Genomic DNA, 4,261 nt, shown 5'->3' on the forward strand with positions numbered 1-4,261 from the left:
GAGCGCCTGCGCGGCGATCGGAGTCAGCGCGCCGCCGAGCACGCCCGCGACGTTGAACGCCATCGACGCGCCCGTGTAGCGCACGCGCGGCGGGAACAGGCCGGGCAGCCACGCGCCCAGCGGGCCGTAGACGAAGCCCATCAGCAGCAGCGACAGCGCCAGGAAGGCGAACACCAGCAGCAGCGATCCCGATCCCATCATCGGCGCCATCAGCAGGCCGGCGAACATCGTGGCGACGCAGCCGCCGAGCAGCACGCGGCGCTCGTCCCAATGCGCATCGGCCGCATAGGCCGCCGCGACGATGCCGATCGCCATGAACAGGATCGCGCCGAGCTGCACCGCGAGGAACGCCGCCATCGGATAGCCCAGCGTCTTCGTGCCGTAGCCCAGCGCGAAGGCGGTGCTGATATAGTAAAGCGCGAAGCAGGCGACCGCGCCCAACGTACCGATCACCAGCGCGCCGAAATGCCTGGACGTCAGTTCGGCGAAGGGGATCGCCGGCGGCGGTGCCTCGGCAAGCGCCGCGGCGAATTCGGGCGTCTCGGCGAGCCTGAGGCGGATCCACAGCCCGAACCCGACGAGCAGGGCGCTGATCGCGAACGGCACGCGCCAGCCCCAGGCGGCGAACGCCTCCGGCCCCAGCCACAGACCGAGCAGCAGGAACAGCCCGTTGGCGGCGACGAAGCCGACCGGCGCGCCGAGCTGCGGGAACATGCCGTAGCGCGCGCGCCAGCCCGGCGGCGCATTCTCCACCGCCAGCAGCGCCGCCCCGCCCCATTCCCCGCCGAGCCCGAACCCCTGGCCGAAGCGCAGCAGGCAGAGCAAGGCCGCAGCGGGCCAGCCGAGCACCGCATAGGTCGGCACGAAGGCGACCAGCGTGGTCGAAATCCCCATCGTCAGCAGCGAGGCGACGAGAGTCGACTTGCGCCCGACGCGATCGCCGAAATGGCCGAAGAACAGCGAGCCCAGCGGCCGCGCGATGAAGGCGACTCCGATCGTAGCGAAGGCGGCGAGCTGCTGCGCGGTCGGCGAGACGGCGGGGAAGAAGAGCTTGCCGAACACCAGTGCCGCGGCGGTCGTATAGACGTAGAAATCGTAGAATTCGATGCTCGTGCCGATCAGGCTGGCGGCGAGCACCCGCCGCGTCGAGGGCTGCCGCCCCTTGGTCTCCGCCATCCCCGTTCCTCCCGCCCCGTTCTTGATCGCGGCGATGCGTTCGCGCAAGCATCGCGAGCAAGAGGGGTCCCGCCGATATGCGAAGGCCGGCGCCTCCCCTCGGAGACGCCGGCCAGCGCTTGAGTTCGGGACGGGCGGATGGGCCGCCCGTTCAGGCCTTGTTATCTGCCGCCGCGCTGCACGCACTTGTCTTTTACGGTGCGCGAGCAGGCCGGGTAGATGCTGGTGTCGACCGGAGCCGGCGCCGGAGCCGCTGCGGGCTCGGGAGCAGGCGGGGGCGCCGGGGTGGCCGTCGCGGGATCGGGCGCGGGGGTTTCGGGCGGAGTCGTCGAGACGGGCGGCGGGGCCATGCCACTGTCCGGGGCGGGGGTGGTCTGCGGCGCCATGTCGGGCGTGGGCGCCGGCGTGGTCTGCGCGAAGGCCGCGGTGCCGATCGCCAGCGACGCCAGCATCAGAAGTGACTTGTTCATCTCGATCTCCTTCATTGAGCGAGCACACCGAAGCGGCTCCGCACCGCCCCGAACGCAACAGCCCTGCGCTGGTTGCGTATCCGAAACGCCTTTGCGGCGGTCAGGGTGCCGATACGGTTGCCCCGCGCGCCCGCGTTCCCTACCTGTTCAAGCGTGAGTCCCTCCCCCGCCCCCGCCGATCCGCCTTATCTGCGTGGTCTCAACGAACCGCAGCGCGATGCCGTGCTCACCACCGACGGCCCGGTGCTGGTGCTGGCGGGCGCCGGCACGGGCAAGACCGCCGCGCTGACCGCGCGGCTCGCGCATCTCATCGCCACCCGCCGCGCCTGGCCGAGCGAGATCCTCGCCGTAACCTTCACCAACAAGGCGGCGCGCGAGATGCGCGAGCGCGTCGGCCGGATGATGGGCGATGCGGTCGAGGGGATGCCGTGGCTCGGCACCTTCCATTCGGTCGCCGCGCGGATGCTCCGGCGGCATGCCGGGCTCGTCGGGCTCCAGAGCAATTTCACGATCCTCGATACCGACGATCAGCTACGGCTTCTCAAACAGCTCATCCAGGCCGCTGATATCGATGAGAAAAGATTTACCGCGCGCGCGCTCGCCGGGCTGATCGATCGCTGGAAGAATCGCGGCTGGACGCCCGCCGAGATCGACGCCGGGGAGAGCGAAGCCTTCGCCAACGGGCGCGGGCAGGAGCTTTACGCCGCCTATCAGGCGCGCCTGAAAGCCGTGAACGCCTGCGATTTCGGCGATCTGCTGCTCCACATGCTGGTGATCCTCAAGACGCACCGCGACGTGCTCGCCGATTATCAGAGGCGCTTCCGCTACATCCTCGTCGACGAATATCAGGACACCAACGCCAGCCAATATCTGTGGCTGCGGCTGCTCGCGCAGGACCGCAAGAACATCTGCTGCGTGGGCGACGACGACCAGAGCATCTATTCGTGGCGCGGCGCGGAGGTGACCAACATCCTGCGCTTCGAGCGCGATTTTCCCGGCGCCAAGGTGATCCGGCTCGAACAGAATTACCGCTCGACCCCGCACATCCTCGCCGCCGCGAGCGGCGTGATCGCCAACAACGGCGGCCGGCTCGGCAAGACGCTGTGGACCGAGCAGGCGGCGGGCGAGAAAGTCGGCGTCATCGGCGTCTGGGACGGGCCGGAGGAGGCGCGCCGCGTCGGCGAAGAGATCGAGGGCTTCCAGCGCGGCGGCGGCCGGATCGACGCCGTCGCGATCCTCGTCCGCGCGCAGCACCAGACGCGCGAGTTCGAGGACCGCTTCATCGCGATCGGCATGCCCTACCGCATCGTCGGCGGCTTCCGCTTCTACGAGCGCGCCGAGATCCGCGATGCGCTCGCCTATCTGCGCGTCATCGCCCAGCCCGCTGACGATCTGGCGTTCGAGCGAATCGTCAACACGCCCAAGCGCGGGATCGGCGACAAGGCGGTCGCCAAGCTCCACCAGGTGGCGCGGAGCCAGGGCCTCCCCCTAACCCACGCCGCCGCGCGCATCCTCGATACCGACGAGCTGACCCCCGCCGCGCGCCGCTCGCTCGGCAATCTGATCGGCGATATCGCGCGCTGGCGATCGAAGGTCGGCGAGCTGCCGCATGCCGAGGTCGCGCGGATCATGCTCGACGAGAGCGGCTATACCGCGATGCTCCAGGCCGAGCGCTCGACCGAGGCGAGCGGGCGGCTGGAGAATCTCACCGAGCTGGCGCGCGCGATGGAGGAATATGAGACGCTCGGCGCCTTCCTCGAACATGTCAGCCTCGTCATGGACAATGAGGCCAACGCCGACGACGCCAAGGTGACGATCATGACGATCCACGCCGCCAAGGGGCTGGAATATGACACCGTCTTCCTCGCGGGCTGGGAGGAAGGGCTGTTCCCCTCGCAGCGCGCGCTCGACGAGGGCGGCACCGCCAGCCTCGAGGAGGAGCGCCGCCTCGCTTATGTCGCGATCACGCGCGCGCGGCGGCGGGCGGTGATCCTCCACGCCGCCAACCGGCGCATCTACGGGCAATGGACCAGCTCGATCCCCTCGCGCTTCGTGGGCGAGCTGCCGCCCGAGCATGTCACCACCGAGACGACGATGACCGGCGGCGAGAGCCTGTGGCGCGCGCAATGGAGCGAGCAGGGCGATCCCTTCGCGCACCTCGCCGCCGCCAACGCGACGCGCGCGGCGCAGCGCGGCCCCGGCTGGCAGCGCGCGATGGTCAAGCCGCTCGACATGTCGCCGACGCGGCTGGCCGAGGTCAAGACCAGCGCCGCGAGCTTCGCCGCCAAGCCGAGAAGCGACATCGCGCTCGGCCAGCGCGTGTTCCACACCAAGTTCGGCTATGGCGCGGTCGCCGAGATCGAGGGCAACAAGCTGGAGATCGATTTCGAGCAGGCGGGGCGCAAGCGGGTGCTGGACAGCTTCGTCACGGTAAGTTGATTTTCGGCGGAATGAGGATTGCCCGCTTGCTCCAAGCGGCGCAGTCTCCCCGGCATCACTCGGGGGAACGGCAATGGCGGACGATAGGGGAATCAGCCGGCGGGGCGTGCTCGGCGCGGGCATCGGGGGCGCGGCGCTGACGACGTTGGCGGCGGGCACGGCGGGCAGCGCGCCGA

3 protein-coding genes are annotated in these 4,261 nt (G+C 69.8%); 1 reads left to right on the forward strand and 2 read right to left on the reverse strand.

Going from position 1 to position 4,261, the window contains the following annotated elements:
• On the reverse strand, window positions 1–1,176 hold a 1,176-nt coding region (locus HUU94_RS10765), incomplete at its 3' end, for an MFS transporter (RefSeq protein ID WP_174275081.1).
• 161 nt (window positions 1,177–1,337) lie between these two features.
• Window positions 1,338–1,646: a hypothetical protein gene (locus HUU94_RS10770; RefSeq protein WP_174275082.1), complete on the reverse strand. Its 309-nt coding sequence runs from the start codon at window positions 1,644–1,646 to the stop codon at window positions 1,338–1,340.
• 153 nt (window positions 1,647–1,799) lie between these two features.
• Between HUU94_RS10770 and HUU94_RS10775 the strand changes: the two genes are divergently transcribed.
• Window positions 1,800–4,085, forward strand: a complete 2,286-nt coding sequence (locus HUU94_RS10775) for an ATP-dependent helicase (RefSeq protein WP_174275083.1) — start codon at window positions 1,800–1,802, stop codon at window positions 4,083–4,085.
• The last annotated feature ends 176 nt before the right edge of the window (window positions 4,086–4,261 follow it).

Source organism: Sphingomonas bacterium, from assembly GCF_903644055.1.
Taxonomy (GTDB): domain Bacteria; phylum Pseudomonadota; class Alphaproteobacteria; order Sphingomonadales; family Sphingomonadaceae; genus Sphingomonas_I.